The organism is Variovorax atrisoli (assembly GCF_014195185.1).
GTDB lineage: Bacteria > Pseudomonadota > Gammaproteobacteria > Burkholderiales > Burkholderiaceae_C > Variovorax > Variovorax atrisoli.
Genome location: NZ_JACIBG010000005.1, coordinates 371,267 through 383,810, shown reverse-complemented (window position 1 = coordinate 383,810; position 12,544 = coordinate 371,267). Strand labels below are relative to the sequence as shown.

11 protein-coding genes are annotated in these 12,544 nt (G+C 65.9%); 6 read left to right on the top strand and 5 right to left on the bottom strand.

Features of this window, described 5'->3' with window-relative positions:
- Positions 1–87: 87 nt before the first annotated feature.
- Both purB and FHY06_RS19610 read left to right on the top strand, forming a co-directional pair.
- Positions 88–1,467, top strand: a complete 1,380-nt coding sequence (gene purB / locus FHY06_RS19615) for an adenylosuccinate lyase (protein ID WP_132754361.1) — start codon at positions 88–90, stop codon at positions 1,465–1,467.
- 90 nt (positions 1,468–1,557) lie between these two features.
- The gene (locus FHY06_RS19610; protein ID WP_019653847.1) at positions 1,558–2,118 is read left to right on the top strand and encodes a YaeQ family protein; all 561 of its coding nucleotides are present in this window, start codon (positions 1,558–1,560) and stop codon (positions 2,116–2,118) included.
- Between the two features lie 119 nt (positions 2,119–2,237).
- On the opposite strand, the gene FHY06_RS19605 is transcribed toward FHY06_RS19610, so the two are convergent.
- Both FHY06_RS19605 and FHY06_RS19600 read right to left on the bottom strand, forming a co-directional pair.
- Positions 2,238–2,543: a putative signal transducing protein gene (locus tag FHY06_RS19605; RefSeq protein ID WP_184606098.1), complete on the bottom strand. Its 306-nt coding sequence runs from the start codon at positions 2,541–2,543 to the stop codon at positions 2,238–2,240.
- Between the two features lie 2 nt (positions 2,544–2,545).
- On the bottom strand, positions 2,546–3,031 hold the full coding sequence (locus FHY06_RS19600; protein WP_026346302.1) for a DUF3717 domain-containing protein: 486 nt from the start codon (positions 3,029–3,031) through the stop codon (positions 2,546–2,548).
- 496 nt (positions 3,032–3,527) lie between these two features.
- Between FHY06_RS19600 and FHY06_RS19595 the strand changes: the two genes are divergently transcribed.
- The 3 genes from FHY06_RS19595 to FHY06_RS19585 all read left to right on the top strand — a co-directional run bounded on the left by FHY06_RS19595 (position 3,528) and on the right by FHY06_RS19585 (position 5,268).
- Positions 3,528–4,277, top strand: a complete 750-nt coding sequence (locus FHY06_RS19595) for a TerC family protein (RefSeq protein ID WP_184606097.1) — start codon at positions 3,528–3,530, stop codon at positions 4,275–4,277.
- A gap of 78 nt (positions 4,278–4,355) precedes the next feature.
- On the top strand, positions 4,356–4,820 hold the full coding sequence (locus FHY06_RS19590) for a hypothetical protein (RefSeq protein ID WP_019653844.1): 465 nt from the start codon (positions 4,356–4,358) through the stop codon (positions 4,818–4,820).
- A 94-nt stretch (positions 4,821–4,914) separates the two neighbouring features.
- The gene (locus tag FHY06_RS19585) at positions 4,915–5,268 is read left to right on the top strand and encodes a phage holin family protein (RefSeq protein ID WP_184606096.1); all 354 of its coding nucleotides are present in this window, start codon (positions 4,915–4,917) and stop codon (positions 5,266–5,268) included.
- Positions 5,269–5,287: 19 nt separating this feature from the next.
- On the opposite strand, the gene FHY06_RS19580 is transcribed toward FHY06_RS19585, so the two are convergent.
- Entirely contained in the window at positions 5,288–6,844 is a 1,557-nt protein-coding gene (locus FHY06_RS19580) for a M48 family metalloprotease (RefSeq protein ID WP_184606095.1), read from the bottom strand.
- Between the two features lie 63 nt (positions 6,845–6,907).
- On the opposite strand from FHY06_RS19580, the gene moaC reads away from it, so the two are divergent.
- Positions 6,908–7,390 (top strand): cyclic pyranopterin monophosphate synthase MoaC, encoded by a 483-nt coding sequence (moaC, locus tag FHY06_RS19575; protein ID WP_184606094.1) that lies wholly within the window; start codon positions 6,908–6,910, stop codon positions 7,388–7,390.
- A gap of 31 nt (positions 7,391–7,421) precedes the next feature.
- Here moaC and FHY06_RS19570 read toward each other — a convergent pair whose 3' ends face one another.
- Together FHY06_RS19570 and FHY06_RS19565 are read right to left on the bottom strand one after the other, a co-directional pair.
- Positions 7,422–7,901 (bottom strand): type IV pilin protein, encoded by a 480-nt coding sequence (locus FHY06_RS19570; protein ID WP_184606093.1) that lies wholly within the window; start codon positions 7,899–7,901, stop codon positions 7,422–7,424.
- A complete protein-coding gene (locus FHY06_RS19565; RefSeq protein WP_221404311.1) occupies positions 7,898–12,544 on the bottom strand; it encodes a pilus assembly protein in 4,647 nt (1,548 codons plus the stop codon). The genes FHY06_RS19570 and FHY06_RS19565 overlap by 4 nt, the downstream gene beginning before the upstream one ends.

Here is a 12,544-nt window from a genome sequence, read left to right as displayed (position 1 = left end):
AGGCCCGATCCCCTGCGGATCGTCTCCCCAAACGCCCCGGAAGCGCTCCGCCGGCCCCTGCGCGCGGCGCCCGCCTAAAATTGAGGCATGAGCTTTTCCACCGTATCCGCCCTTTCCCCCCTTGACGGCCGCTACGCGGCCAAACTCGCGGCGCTGCGTCCGCTGATGAGCGAGCAGGGCTATATGCACCGGCGCGTGCAAGTCGAGGTGGCGTGGTTCATTGCGCTGTCCGACTGCGGTTTCGCCGAATTCAAGCCGCTGACCGGCGGCGCGCGCAAGTACCTGATGGGCCTGGTCACCCACTTCTCCGAGGCCGACGCGCTGGCCATCAAGGAGATCGAGAAGACCACCAACCACGACGTGAAGGCGGTCGAGTACTGGATCAAGTCGAAGTTCGAGGCCCGTCCCGAACTGCTCGCAGCCGCCGAGTTCGTGCACTTCGCCTGCACCAGCGAGGACATCAACAACACCAGCCATGCCCTGCAGATCCAGGCCGCGCGCGACAAGGTGGTGCTGCCGGCCCTCGACGGCCTGATCGCCAAGCTGCGCGAGATGGCGCACCAGTTCGCCGGCGTGTCGATGCTCTCGCGCACGCACGGCCAGACCGCCAGCCCGACCACGGTCGGCAAGGAGATCGCCAACGTGGCGGTGCGCCTGTCGAAGGCGCGCGAGCAGATCGCCGCGGTGAAGCTGCTGGGCAAGATGAACGGCGCTGTCGGCAACTACAACGCCCACCTGGCCGCCTGGCCCGACTTCGACTGGGAAGCCTTCAGCCGCAAGGTCGTCGAGACGCCCGCACCGCTGGGCCTGGGCCTGAGCTTCCAGCCCTACAGCATCCAGATCGAGCCGCACGACTACATGGCCGAGCTGTTCGACGCGGTGGCGCGTGCCAACACCATCCTGATCGACTTCTCGCGCGACATCTGGGGCTACGTGAGCCTGGGCTACTTCAAGCAGCGCCTGAAGAAGGGCGAGATCGGCTCCTCGACGATGCCGCACAAGGTCAACCCGATCGACTTCGAGAACGCCGAAGGCAACCTGGGCCTGGCCAACGCGGTGCTGCGCCACCTGAGCGAGAAGCTGCCCATCAGCCGCTGGCAGCGCGACCTGACCGACAGCACGGTGCTGCGCAACATCGGCGTGGGCTTCGGCTACGCCACGCTGGCCTACGCGAGCCTGGCCACCGGCCTGGGCAAGCTCGAGCTCAACGACGAGGCGCTGGCCGCCGACCTCGACGCCTCGTGGGAAGTGCTGGCCGAGCCGATCCAGACGGTGATGCGCCGCTTCGGCGTGCAGGGCGCCTACGAGCAGCTCAAGGAAGTGACGCGCGGCAAGACCGTGACGGCCGAGGCGCTGCACGGGCTGATCCGCTCGCTGGACATCCCCGAGGCCGAGAAGGCCCGCCTGCTGGCCATGACGCCGGCCAGCTACGTGGGCAAGGCCGCGGAGCTCGCCAGCCGGATCTAGGAGGCGTTCGCGCCTTCACGCCGACAGCCGCCCTCGGGCGGCTGTTTCTTTCGCATCCCCGGGGCGCCTGCCGCCTAAACTCGCGCACCCATGGCCCTCAAATCCACCATCTTCAAGGCCACCCTCGCGGTGGCCGACATCGACCACGGCTACTACGCCGACCACGCGCTGACCCTGGCGCGCCACCCCAGCGAGACCGACGAGCGGATGATGATCAGGCTCGTGGCGCTCGCGCTCAACGCGCACCAGTTGCAGGACGTGTGCAACGGCGACGGCACGCTGGCCTTCGGCGCCGGCCTGTCGAACGTCGAGGAACCCGACGTGTGGCTTCGCGACTTCACGGGCGAGGTCAAGCTCTGGATCGAGGTCGGACAGCCTGAAGACAAGCCCATCATCAAGGCCTGCAACAAGGCCGACGAGGTGATCGTCTATGCCTTCAACCACGCGGCCGAGATCTGGTGGCGCGGCATCGAGAACAAGCTCACGCGGCCGCAGAACCTCAAGGTGTACCGCGTGCCGACCAGCGCCTCGCAGGCCCTGGCCGCGCTGGCGCAGCGCAGCATGCAGCTGCAGGCGACGATCCAGGAGAACACGCTGACGCTGGGCGACGGCGCCAACAGCGTCGACATCGAACTGCTGCGCTGGAAATAGGGCTCGCCCCCAGGCTGCGCGCACTTCGTGCGCTTCGCCAACTCCCTACCGGGGGCAACACCTGCGGCCCGGCGAAGCCGGCTCCGCGGTGTTTCGCGAAGGCGCCATGCTCGTTGTTTCTAGACCGCCGGCATCATCTGGCCGCACTGCCAGCACTGCTCGAAGCCGCCTTCGATCTGCTCGCCGCACACGCAGCGCCAGCTGCGCTGCGGGCGGTGCTGCAGTTCGTGCAGCAGATGTTTGGCGAGATCGAACTGGGCTTCGTCGTCGATCCAGATCTCGGGCAGGCACTGGTCGGGCGGCAGCTGGCCCATCACCGCGCCGAGGAACTCGCGCTGCACGGTGGCGGCCACGCCCTCCTCGCGCAAGGCGTGCGCCCACACGGTCGCGATCGCGAGGTTGGGCGCTTGCGCAAGACGGCGCATGGTCAGGGGGCCCAATTCTTCTCGTCGTCGGGATCGAACTCGGGCTCGTCGGCCGATGGCGGCGGCGACGATGGCTCGCGTTCGGCCTCGCGTGCGCGCTCGGCATAGCGGTTGAAGCGCCAGGCCGAGTCTTCCATCGTGATGCGGCGCCATGTGGCGCGCTTCTCGACGGGCGACATGCCGGGCCAGAACTGCACTTCGTCGAAGGTTCGGCCGCAGCCCTTGCATTCGTCGTCGCCCTGGCTGGTGGAGCAGATCGCGATGCAGGGGGTGTCGGGCGTGCTGTCGTACCAGGCCATCCAGGCGGCCCAGGCCTTGGCCGGAAAGCCGACCTCGTCGACCTCGTCCTCGTGATGGAAGACCATGAGCGCGTAGACCTCGGCCAGCGCCCGCAATTCAGGGCCCAGCGTGACGCCGTCGGGCGACGGCGTCTTCTCGCGCCAGTAGTTGATGGCGGCCTCGATGTCGGTGATGTGTATGGCGGCCATGGAGCGTGAAAAAGCAGCGGACGGCGATCATAGTCCGGCAATGTCCCGAAGCGTCGAAGGGACATGGTCGCTATGAAAAGAAGAGCTTCAAACCCTTTATCCATGGGCATTCCAAAGCCGTTCTCTTTGAATTCCTGAAAACTTTCGATTGCGCCGCCAAGAGCTTCGATGCTCTAATCCGCCGCACGAAGGGGAGTAGCTCCCGACCGCTGCCGGCCACGGTAGCGCGAATCGTCAGGTCGTCAATACGAAGCAAAACACTTCCGGCCTGTCGGGCAACGTACGCGCGGGTTCTTGCGCGCGCGCTGTCGAGCAAGACCTTCGATTTGAACCTGTGCAGGTTTGGTCGAAGCGTTCGCAAGTCCCCGGTGTCCCCCGGCCTTCATTCCTCGCTTTCGACTCGCCCTGCACGGGATGAATCGAAACGCATAGCCATGCGCCTTCCGTCGTCGCCCCTGAAGGGAGAGGCAGGGGCGCGCAGACAAAGAGGAAACCTATGGAAATGTTCATGACCCCGGAGTTCTGGGTCGCAGTCGGTCAGATCATCATGATCGACATCCTGCTGGGCGGCGACAACGCCGTGGTGATCGCGCTGGCCTGCCGCAAACTCCCGCCGGCCCAGCGCACGCAAGGCATCCTGTGGGGGACCGCGGGCGCGATCGCGCTGCGCGTGATCCTGATCTTCTTCGCGCTGACCCTGCTGGCGATTCCGTTCCTGAAGCTGGTGGGCGCGATCCTGCTGGTGTGGATCGGCATCAAGCTGCTGGCTCCCGAGCATGACGACGGGCACGGCAACATCACCGGCAGCGACAAGCTGTGGGGTGCCGTCAAGACCGTGATCGTCGCCGACCTCGTGATGAGCGTCGACAACGTGATCGCCATCGCGGGGGCCGCACAAGGCGCCGGCGACAGCCACCAGATGCCGCTCGTGATCTTCGGCCTGCTCGTGAGCATCCCGATCATCGTCTGGGGCAGCCAGCTGGTCATCAAGCTGATGGACCGCTTCCCGATGATCATCACCGCCGGCGGCATGCTGCTGGGCTGGATCGCCGGCACGATGGCCGTCTCTGACCCTGCGCTCGCCAACACCGCCGCCTGGACCTGGGTGCCGAAGGTGCCGCAGACCGACCTGATCAAGTACGCAGCCGGCGTCCTCGGTGCACTGCTGGTGCTGGTGGTCGGCAAGTGGGTGGCTGCGCGCCATGCCCGCAACAAGCACGAGGAACCGGCGGTGACGACCGGCTGAGGCCGGCGACCACGCCCTCGCCACGAACTTCCTGACCAACACTGTCTCTGTCACTCTAACTACCTGAAGGAGCACGCCATGGAAAAGATCATTCTTTACGTCGACGACGCCACCTACGCCTGCGAGCAGTTCGCCGAACTGGCGCCGGACGCGAACAGCGTCGTGGCGCGCCATTGGGTGCTCGTGGCCTGCGCTCCTCGAATGACGCATCGCATCAGCAAGTGGGTGAGCCACAGCGCGCGCGAGAACTGGCGCGCCAAGTGGTTCAGCAAGGTGCAGGCGCAGATGACGCCGCTGCTGGAGCGCAATGGCGGCCAGGTGACGCCGGTGCTGGCCAAGGGCCCGCTGGCCGAGCTCACCGCGCAGCTCAAGCGCGAGCATTCGGCCACTCACGTGGTCGATGCGCGCCGCCCGAAGGTCGGCGTCGACCTGGAGCCGGTGACGCCGGACCAGACGCCGCCGCAGCAGTCGGGCTGGGCCTTCCCTGGCGCGGTGATGGGCATGGGCGCACTGCTCGTGCTGGCGAACGAACTGGCCGAATAAGGCCGCAGGACTGAAGCTCGATTCCCTGCGAGCCCCGGCGCCGAAAGGTGCCGGGGCTCGTTGTCTTTTGCGGGCCCTGGGGTATCCTGCCCCCATGCGCATCATCCTCAAATGGCTGCTCAGCGCCGTGGCGCTGCTGGCGGTCGCATACCTCTACAGCGGCGTCCAGGTCAACAGCTTCGGCTCCGCGCTCATCGCGGCCGCTGTGATCGGCCTGCTCAACATGGTCGTGCGGCCGGTGCTGGTGGTCCTGACCCTGCCCGTCACCATCGTCACGCTCGGGCTCTTCCTCTTCATCATCAACGCGCTGCTCTTCTGGGCCGCCTCGGGCCTGCTGGGCGGCTTCCACGTCAACGGCTTCCTGGCCGCGCTGATCGGCTCGCTGCTGTACTCGCTGCTGGGGCTGCTGATCGAGTCGGCGCTGGGCGGGCTGCTCTCCAGGCGCTGAGCACGCCCGCCGGCTGCTGCTACTTGAGCGGCGGCTCCGCCGCCTGCTCCTTCACCAGCACATCGACCGCGCGGGCGCGGGTGTCGATGATCGACGCCTCGTAGTGGTCGACCACCTTCGACTGGCGGATAATCTCCTGCGCCGCCTTGAAGCGGTCGCGCGCCGCCGGGTAGTCGAGGATCGCCACGTTCGCCTCCGCGTCGGCACGCACCGCACGCAGCGTGTCGTTCTGCGCGCCATAGAGGCTGCTGAGCGTGCGCCATGCGGTCGCGTCGCGCGGATTGGTGGCGACCCAGTCGCGCAGCACCTGGATCATCGGTGCCGGCTGGCGCATGGCGGCGGCGGCCTCGGCGGCGAGCAGCATCTCGGGCCGATCCTTCGACTTCGCATCGAGCAGGGCTGCAGCCTTGGGCGCCGCGCCAGCGGCAAGCTCGATCTCGGCGCTGAGCCAGCGCGCCTGCCTGGCCGCTGCAGGGTCGTCGGCCACGCGGGTGGTCAGGCGCTCGGCCAGTGCGCGCGCGGCCTTGTAGTCGCGGATTTCCTTCGCCGACAGCGCCGCCGCGTACAGCGTGCCGGCCTGCTGGGCCGGTGAGCTCTTGGCGAATTCGCCGCTGGAGGCAGAGTCGATCCACAGCCGCAGCACGTCGACGCCCGGGCGCGTCAGCACGCGGGCACGTGCGGCGATCATCGCGTGGTCCATGGCCAGCGGCTGCGGCGGCACCGTGTCCATGTTGAACTGGAAGCGGCCCTGCATGTCGGAGATGCGCTCCGTGGTCAGCGGGTGGCTGCGCAGGTAGGGGTAGGAGCCGTTGTCGTTGAGGCGCGAGGCGTACTGCAGCTTCTCGAACATCGTCGCCGCGCCCTGCGGCGCGAAGCCGGCCTGCGTCATCACGCCGAAGCCGATGCGGTCGGCCTCGCGTTCCATGTCGCGCGAGAAGTTGAGCTGGTTCTGCGCGAACATCGCCTGGCTGCCCATGATCATGGCCTGGCCGGCGTCGGCATTGCGGCTCTTGCCGGCCGCGATCATCCCGAGAATCAGGCCGGCGATCATCAGCGGCATCTGCCGGCCCTGCCGGGTCATGATCCGCGAGATGTGGCGCTGCGTGACGTGCGAGAGCTCGTGCCCGAGCACCGTGGCCAGCTCGTCGCGGCTGCCGACCACGGCCACCAGCCCGAGGTTGAGCCCGAGATAGCCGCCCGGCAGCGCGAAGGCGTTGATGTTTCGGTCGCGGCCCAGCAGGATCGTCCACGCGAAGCGCTCGTCGAGCTCGGGCGTGAGCTCACCGCGCGCGCGGGCGGCGGCCAGCAGGCGCTGCCAGATGTCCTGCACGTAGGCGGCGATCACCGGGTCGTCGATGTAGTCGGTGTCGCGGTACAGCTCGCGGGCGATCTGGTCGCCCAGGTGGCGCTCGGCGCTGGCGGTCATCTCGCCGCCGTCGCCCATGCCGGGCAGCACCTGCTGGATCTGCGCCAGCGCGGGCACCGGCAGCAGCACCTGGGAAGCTATCAAAACACTAGCGCACAACGACCGCAGGGCGGGCGTCCGCTGGTTCCGGGAGTGGCGTTGGGGAGTCAAGCGCGGCGTTCCTCGTCAATGGCTCGGGCTCGTATGATGCACGTCCAACCCGATCGTTCACCCATGAGCACCCTCACCCATTTTGACGCCCAGGGCCAGGCCCACATGGTCGACGTGGCCGCCAAGCCCACCACCCACCGCGTGGCCGTCGCCACCGGCCGCATCGAGATGCAGGCGGCGACGCTCGCGCTGATCGAGTCCGGCACCGCGAAGAAGGGCGACGTGCTGGGCATTGCGCGCATCGCGGGCATCCAGGCGGCCAAGAAGACCAGCGACCTGATTCCGCTGTGCCACCCGCTGGCTCTCACCCGGGTTGCGGTGGCGTTCGCGCTGGCCGACGCAGGAAGCGCGCCCCAGGTGGTCTGCACGGCGACCGTGGAGACCGTCGGGCCTACGGGGGTGGAAATGGAAGCGCTGACCGCCGTGCAGGTAGCGCTGCTGACGATCTACGACATGTGCAAGGCGGTGGACCGCGGCATGCGGATCACCGACGTGCATGTGCTGGAGAAGCATGGGGGCAAGTCGGGGAGCTGGGTGGCGGGGTAGTCCGCCTTCTCAGGAACCCGGGAACCGCGGCTCAGTTCCAGCATTCGCTCGCAGCCGCGAGCGCCGCATCGAAGCCCGTGTAGTTCTCGACCGATTTCCGTCCGGTGTGGGTGACGACATAGTCGCCGCAACGGTCTCCGCTCATCGAACCCGTGCGGGTCGCCTTCAGGCTATAGCCGGTGCCCGCCGCGTTGGGCGTCAGCGCGATGGTGTAGTTCGCGGCACCTCCACCCGGCAAGGGAGAAGTTCCGAACTGCGTCTTGAAGATCCCGCCGTCCGCGTTGATGTCTGTTCCGCCCGCCGTCTTCGCATAGCTGTAGTTCTCGCTGTAGTGCCGCTCCAGCCACTGCTGGGCCTGCGAGAGCGAGGCCTTCACCTGCGCGCGCTTGCCCTTGGCGATCTGCTCCTTGTAGCTCGGGTAGGCGACGGCGCTGAGGATCGCGATGATGACCACCGTGATCATCACCTCGACCAGCGTGAAGCCTCCCGCACGTTTGCGCGCCGCGCTCATCGGTGCTTCTCCACGGTGGTCTTCAGGCCGGGGATCTCGCGCCAGAAGATGCGCGACTGGGTGGTGTTCCTCTTCATCGTGACGTCCGAGTTCGGCCCGACGATCCGGGCGCAGGACAGGCCCGCGGTGCAGCGGGCGGTAGAGTCCTCGGGAACTGCGAAGCGCTGGTCGAGGCCGGCGATGCCGATCACCGCACCGGCAGCGCCGGCAATGCCGAAGAGATTCGGCGTCATGGAGACGCCCGCGACACCGTTCACCTGCACGTCCGCGCCCACTCCGGTGTCGGCGCACACGACGCCCTGCGTTGCCTTCTTGTAGACGATGGGAATGTTGACGTCCTTGCCCACGGCCTTCGGGTTGCCCAGCACCATGCCCGAAGACAAGGACGTTGGAATATCCACATACCAGCCCTTCTTGCTGCTCCAGTCGATGGCATCGGTGGCGCTCTGGACGATCGCCTCGGCCTTCGCCGTGTCGAGGCCCCACGTGCGCTGCTGGAGATCGGTGACGCCCGAGGGAATGGCGCCGGGGGCGGCGGCATAGCCCGGCTTGTCCCAGATTCCGAAGATGCGGTGCTGCCGTACCGTGTCGGGGAAGTCGCCGGAAAAGATCGACTGCCCCGTGCCGAACACCACGACCTGGCCGCCGTGGGGATGAAAGCGCAGCACCGGCGCAGTCGTGATCGGCAGCGTCTTGCTCGAAGCGTCCAGCGCCGAGTACAGCGGTTTGCCGTAGGCCTCCTTCCAGTCCGTCACGTCGGCACCGGAGACATCGAACTTCCACATGTTGCCCTTGAGATCGCCCGCATAGATCGCGTCGGCGATGCCGTCGTCGTTGGTATCGAGCCAGATGGGCTGCATCAGTCCGCCGCCGCCCGCCGTGCCGACCTCGATGCGCTTGTAGTGGGTGTTGTCGACCCACTTTCCGGCGGAGCTCGGCCCGTCGATGAAGAGGATGTAGAGCACGGTCTTGCCCGACGTGCTCGACACGCCGTTGCCGAAGAGCACGGCGAACTTGCCGTTGGCCATCCTGGCGACCTGCGCGGCCTGATTGCTTGCCGGATGCACCCCGCCGTCGGAGATCACGTAGCCGAGATCGGCATCGTCCGCGGCAGTGAATTGCCACTTGTAGATGCTGGCGGCATTCGCCTCGGTCAGCGCCCCAGGCGACGTCACGTCGAGCGCGAAGATCGCCTTCGCGCCACGCCCGAGGCTGGAGAAGAGGTAGGTCTTCCATGGGCTGGTCGCGGCGGAAGTCTTCACGTCCGCGGTGAACGGCGACCCGTCCGCATAGGCGCGCAACTCGGTGATGGTGGCGTCCGGCAACTCCTTGAGGCGCGAGGAGAGCGCCTGCGGCACATAGGACATCACCGGCATCAGCGTATCGGCGGTGAAGGCGTGGAGCATGCCGTCCGCGGCGCCCACCCAGACCAGCTTGGCGCGCGACTTCTGTGCGGTCTTGAAGGTGCCGTAGCCCTCGAAGACGGAGCCGAAGAAATTGGCCGCGGGCCGGTCCTGAAGCCAGGGGTTGGAATTGACCACGCCGCCCATGATCGAATCCGAATTCCGGTCGCGGAAGGTGCCGCCGTACAGCTTCTCCCTGGTGCGGGTGCCGCGCAGGTAGCCGATGATGTCCTGCTGCACGCTCGTCGATGCATTGAGGCCGGCCAGGTATGCAGCGCCCGCGGAGACGTTCAGGCCTGCATAGGTGAACGGCACGCCGGTGGTACCGAGGTTCGTGATGATCTCGCGCGTCGTCGCGTTCGTGAGGTTGACCTGCCCCCTCGCGGAGGGCGTGCTGCCGAAATTGCCTGCCGAATCCAGCCGGTACGACAGCAACTCGCCGTGCAGGTCGGAGGCCGAGAAGTTCGCGACGTACTTGTAGTCGCCGGCGCGCAGGTCGGGACGCGACACGGCCGGGGCGGAGTTCGAATTCCCGGTGATGTCCGCGAAGACCTGCCGCAGCGATTCCTCGAGCAGGTCCGGGCGCCGGGCGAGGAAGTAGTTGTCAGGAATGCCGTCGCTGCAGTTGGGCTGGCCGGCAGCCCCGCAGGCGGCGCCGTCGGCACGCTTGACGTCCCACTTGGAGACGGCGTCGGGGAATCCGGTCGGATTCTTCTCGGAGTCCTTGAAGCCGCCGTACTTGGCAACGTACCAGAGGGGGTCCTGGATCGCTACGTCGCCTGAGCCGATCATCTTGTAGTCGAGCCGGGTCTCGCCCTTGACGAATACGTCGCCGATCTTCACGCACAGGCGCGGGGCCTTGTCGTAACGCCAGTCGGGCGGTGTTGTCCCGTCGTCGTTCAGATAGCACTTGTCTTCCGTGTGCCTGGGCGCGGCCTGCTCGCTGGAGGAAGCGTAGACGACATTCGACTCTCCGGAGGCATAGTTGTTGATGCCGCTGTGGAAGTGGCTCCCGTCCTTGTCGCTGCCCACCACGGTGTAGCCGAAGGCAAAGGGCTTGGCATGCCCGGTGTTCGACTCCAGGGTCTGCGTGAAGATGCGCAGCGTGGGCGGCGTGGTGCTCGCATCGGTCTCGTATCGGATCGAGCCGAGCATGTCCTGGTCCTGGTCTTCGCCGAGCGCCTGGTGCTGCCAGAGCACGAGAAAGGTTCCCGATTCGCCGTTCGCCGCGCGCCTCAGGACCTTGAAGTCCACCATGTTGCCCGGGAGAGGGGGTGTACCGCTCCAATCAATGCTGGCGGGGGTGATGAAGACGTATTTGCTTGGATTGGACCCCGGAACCGGAATGCGGATGGACGCCGACCCACCCGACATCGTCACCGCGTACTGCCGGACCTTCAACACGTTGGCGTTGGCGTCCACGGGCACGGTCAGGTTGGAGCGAATGCGGTTCACATGCGCGTAGTAGGCGGCGCCCGCGCCAAGATAGGTGCCCCGCATGTTCGGCGCCTCGGGGCACAGGCCCGCCACGAGGCTCAGGTTGCCGATGAGCTTGCCGGTGCAGATGCCGTTGACGTCCGTGCCGTTGGAGCCCGCCAGGCGGGTCGTGCCCGAAATGCCTTCATGCTCGGAGTTGCCGATGAGGTCCGTGTAATAGGCGGCGCTATGCGGTGCGCCGATGCCTGAAGCGCGTTCGTTGAAAGCACCCATCTTGTCTCCATCGAAGGTTCCCACGCCGCTGGAGACGGTGACCATGTTGAGCGGGCGGCAGATGTTCTTGCCATAGAGCGACTCGCGCGACTTTCCGGAAGCCGCGTAGACCGGATTCGACGTGAGTGGATCTATCCAGGAGGGAGACGGCAGGCCGAGAGCACTGTCCTTCTCTCCGCCACTGTAGAGAGCCTTTGTTTCGGGGTGGGCGTAGTAACGCAGCCCCTCCAGGAGAATTTCGCCGATCGGATTGCCCCATGACGGGCACTTTCCATTTTTGATGCTTACGGAGTTGCAGTTGTCCGGGCCGTTTCCCGCCCAGTACTTTCCCTCTGAGGGGTTGTACCCGAACGGCCTCAGCCGGTTCAGCGAATAGATGATGCCGCGGTCGTTGGCGTTGGAAAAAACCTTGAACACGCCGGTCTGCGCATCGATCTCGTCGTTGATCTCCGACATGTTCTTTCGAAGCACGCCGCCATCCAGATTGGTGTCGAAGGAACCGAGAAACATCGCGAACTCGGCCTTGGCCGGGCTCTGGCCGTAATTACTGCTTTCGCCGAATTCATTGAGCAGGCCGATGGGTTTCAGGTTCGAGTTCGGATACTGCTTGCAGCGCTCTTCCCCGATGAGGTCCTTCTTGCAGACCTCGACGCGGGCCAGGTATTCGTCGGCCCTTGAAGGTAAGCTGCCGTTGTGGGCCGATGCGCCGCCAGCTCCCACATAGTTGTCGGTCATGAACTGCACGGTCGACGGCTGCCACCCATATCGTTGCTCGTTGCTCCAGTTGCAGCTCAGGACTTCCGTCATGTTCCAGAGGATGTAGTTGCCTTCGGCCGCACGAATCACGGGCCTCAAAGTGGATACCTGCGACTCCTGCGTATCGCCGCTTCCGGGATTTTCATGACGCCGGCACAGGGTCAGTCCGCTCGCATAGGAGAACGGCGTGAGGCGGATCAAGTCGCGGCCGTTGTAGTATTTCGCATAGGCTTGGCTGTTGCGAGGCACGAATGCCATTTCGAGCACGGTCTTGCCGGGTCTGCCCGGCGAGCCGGCCTCGTCGGTGGAACGCAAGCCGCCGTAGAGGATCTTGCGCAGCACATCCATCCGGGACATGGTGGCCCAGTTCAGGAAATTGCCGCTCCAGAGACTGGAGGTGGTCGCGGATGCGCCGGCGCAGTAATACCTTTGCGAGCCCGCAGGATCTCCGTTGACCGTTTCCCTGTCGGCCAATTTGTTCGGAACGAAATTGCCGCTTTGCGTGCTGTAGCTGTAGCACTTCGTGGGATCGAAGTAGCCGTAGTACTTGAAATGGGGCAGGAAGAAATAATCGATGCTGCCGTCGAAGTTCAGGTCTTCGTAGTCGGTGTAGGCGCGGCTGAACATGCTGTAGTCCTTGGACACGTTCAGCACCACCATCGGGAGGTTGGGGTCCGGATTCACATTGGGCGGAATCGCCTGGATCTGGGCATTGGAAGCGGCGGCGCCAACCAGTGCCAGCATCGCAACCAGCTTCGGGATCGATGATTTCAT

Bases quoted from the DNA above. Each gene is read 5' to 3' on its own strand.
- FHY06_RS19605 (WP_184606098.1), bottom strand. From the start codon at position 2,543: ATGCGCCGTCTTGCGCAAGCGCCCAACCTCGCGATCGCGACCGTGTGG.
- FHY06_RS19565 (WP_221404311.1), bottom strand. From the start codon at position 12,544: ATGAAATCATCGATCCCGAAGCTGGTTGCGATGCTGGCACTGGTTGGC.
- FHY06_RS19610 (WP_019653847.1), top strand. From the start codon at position 1,558: ATGGCCCTCAAATCCACCATCTTCAAGGCCACCCTCGCGGTGGCCGAC.
- FHY06_RS19600 (WP_026346302.1), bottom strand. From the start codon at position 3,031: ATGGCCGCCATACACATCACCGACATCGAGGCCGCCATCAACTACTGG.
- FHY06_RS19570 (WP_184606093.1), bottom strand. From the start codon at position 7,901: ATGAGCGCGGCGCGCAAACGTGCGGGAGGCTTCACGCTGGTCGAGGTG.
- FHY06_RS19585 (WP_184606096.1), top strand. From the start codon at position 4,915: ATGCGCATCATCCTCAAATGGCTGCTCAGCGCCGTGGCGCTGCTGGCG.
- FHY06_RS19595 (WP_184606097.1), top strand. From the start codon at position 3,528: ATGGAAATGTTCATGACCCCGGAGTTCTGGGTCGCAGTCGGTCAGATC.
- moaC (WP_184606094.1), top strand. From the start codon at position 6,908: ATGAGCACCCTCACCCATTTTGACGCCCAGGGCCAGGCCCACATGGTC.
- FHY06_RS19590 (WP_019653844.1), top strand. From the start codon at position 4,356: ATGGAAAAGATCATTCTTTACGTCGACGACGCCACCTACGCCTGCGAG.
- purB (WP_132754361.1), top strand. From the start codon at position 88: ATGAGCTTTTCCACCGTATCCGCCCTTTCCCCCCTTGACGGCCGCTAC.